Below are 2,505 nucleotides of genomic sequence, written 5' to 3' on the forward strand. Positions count from 1 at the left end.
AGCAGCCTCGCGACCGAGTTGGACGCGCACGGTCACGAAGTGCTGAAGGCTGACCTGGAGCGTCACCTGGCCGCGGCGCGCGACGAGCAAGACCGGCTCAGCGAGCTGCTGGCGACCGCTCCGGCGGTCCGCCCGGTCGGATGGCCGTTGCGGGGCGAGCTGATCAGCCACCTCGGCCGGCTCAGGTCCGAGCTTGAGGCAGGCACTCCGGACCAGCGGTCCCGGCCGCGGCGCAACCGCTCCTGGCGGCCGCCGCGGCCGAGCCGACAGCGAGTGCCGCCTGCGTTGCGCAAGCTTATAAGGTAATCGGCTCCACGGGCCCGGAGCGGGATGACCGCTATACGCGCCGGAATATCTGCACATCGCGGGCGGCGACCACGACCTTGGTTCCCGCCGGCCGCGGCTCGGACGGCACGGGGGCAAAGGCGGTGTCGAAGTCCAGCAGCCATTGCTCGCCCCAGGGCCCGTCGGGGAGCACGAATGTGACGTCCTCATAGTGAGCGGTGAAAAGCAGCAGGAAGGAGTCGTCGCTGATCCGGTGACCGCGACGGTCCGGATCAGGCAGCGCGTCACCGTTGAGGAAGACGCCGAGGGATTTGGCGAATCCTGTCTGCCAGTCGTCCGGCGTCATCTCGGGCCCGTCCGGCCGGAACCACCCGATGTCGGACAATCCGGTATCGAAGATGGGCCGTCCTTCGAAGAAGTGACGCCGCCGGAAGACTGGATGCCGGTGGCGGAAGGCGACAAGCTCAGCACAGAAGTCCAGAAACTTCTTGTCAGCGTGCTCCCAGTCGAGCCAGGAAAGCTCGTTGTCCTGACAGTAGGCATTGTTGTTGCCACGCTGAGAATGGCCGAGTTCGTCACCGTGCCGCACCATGGGGACGCCCTGGCTCACCAGGAGGGTCGTTATCAGCGCGCGCCGGCGGCGCTCGCGTATCTCGAGGATCGCCGGGTCGTCGGTCGGGCCTTCCGCGCCGCTGTTCCACGAGCGGTTGTCGTCAGTTCCGTCGTGGTTGTCCTCGCCGTTCGCCTCGTTGTGCTTGCTGTTGTAGGCGACCAAGTCGGCGAGGGTGAACCCGTCATGCGCGGTGACGAAATTGACGCTGGCGTAGGGGCGCCGCCCGGTCCGCTCGTACAGGTCGGAGCTGCCGGTCAACCGGTAGGCGAAATCCGGCAAGGTGTAGTCAGCGCTACGCCAGTAGTCACGGACGGTGTCGCGGTAGCGCCCGTTCCACTCCGACCACAGGGTCGGGAAGTTGCCCACCTGGTAGCCGCCCTCGCCGACGTCCCAGGGCTCGGCGACGAGCTTGACCTGGCTCACCACCGGGTCCACCTGGATGAGGTCGAAGAACGCGGACAGGCGGTCGACCTGGTGGAACTGGCGGGCCAGGCTGGCCGCGAGGTCGAACCGGAAGCCGTCCACGTGCATCTCGGTCACCCAGTAGCGCAGCGAGTCGATGATCAGCTGCAGCACGTGCGGGTGCCGCATGTTCAGCGTGTTCCCGGTGCCGGTGGTGTCGAAGTAGTAGCGCCCGCCGTCGGCCAGCCGGTAGTACGCGCGGTTGTCGATCCCTTTGTACGACAGCACCGGTCCGAGGTGATTGCCCTCCGCGGTGTGGTTGTAGACGACGTCGAGGATGACCTCGATCCCGGCTTCATGCAGGGTCTTCACCAGGTACCTGAACTCGGAGACGACCTGCGCGACACCCCACGCCGAGTACTCGTTGTGCGGGGCGAAGAAGCCGATCGAGTTGTATCCCCAGTAGTTACGCAAGCCGCGGTCGATCAGGTAGTGGTCGTGGACGAACTGATGGACCGGCATCAGCTCCACCGCGGTGACGCCCAGGCGGCGCAGGTGCTCGATCACGGCGGGATGCGCCAGGCCGGCGTAGGTACCCCGCAGGTCCGGCGGAATCTCCGGATGGCGCATGCTGAGTCCTTTGACATGGCACTCATACAGCACGGTCTCGTGCCAGGGGATCCGCAGCGGGCGGTCATCACCCCACTCAAACCAGGGGTTGGTGACCACCGACCGGGGAACGAAGGGCGCGCTGTCCGAGTCGTTGCGGACGCGATCGTCTCCGCCGAGAGGGTAGCCATAGACGGCGCCGTCCCATCTGACCTGGCCGTCCAGCGCCTTGGCGTAGGGGTCTTGCAGCAGCTTGGCCGGATTGCACCGCAATCCCGCATCGGGGTCATGCGGTCCGTGTACGCGGTAACCGTAGCGCTTTCCCGGACCGATTCCGGGAAGGGAGCAGTGCCAGACGTATCCGTGTGCCTCGGGCAGGTCCAGCCGTTGCTCGTCGCCTCCGCGGTCGTCGAACAGGCATAGCTCGACGCGCTCGGCTACTTCGGAGAACAGCGTGAAGTTCGTTCCAATGCCGTCGTAGGTCGCGCCCAGCGGGTACGCCTGTCCCGGCCACACTTCGGTTTTCGTGCTCCCCATTTGACCCCCTGCCTCTGGAATTCCGACCGTCACGGCCCGATGGCTGACTCGACCCAGGC

The 2,505-nt window shown here is 66.3% G+C and carries 2 protein-coding genes; one reads left to right on the forward strand and one right to left on the reverse strand.

What is annotated here, in order from left to right:
* Positions 1–306: hypothetical protein (locus tag WA805_RS25445; RefSeq protein WP_425243600.1), on the forward strand; the 306-nt coding region annotated here is incomplete at its 5' end.
* A 31-nt stretch (positions 307–337) separates the two neighbouring features.
* On the opposite strand, the gene glgX is transcribed toward WA805_RS25445, so the two are convergent.
* Positions 338–2,446, reverse strand: a complete 2,109-nt coding sequence (gene glgX, locus WA805_RS25450) for a glycogen debranching protein GlgX (protein WP_425243601.1) — start codon at positions 2,444–2,446, stop codon at positions 338–340.
* Positions 2,447–2,505 lie beyond the last annotated feature (59 nt).

The sequence above is a fragment of the Trebonia sp. genome, from assembly GCF_049794275.1.
GTDB lineage: Bacteria > Actinomycetota > Actinomycetes > Streptosporangiales > Streptosporangiaceae > Trebonia.

Excerpts from the sequence above, each read along its gene's own strand:
- glgX (WP_425243601.1), bottom strand. The coding sequence starts at position 2,446 with ATGGGGAGCACGAAAACCGAAGTGTGGCCGGGACAGGCGTACCCGCTG.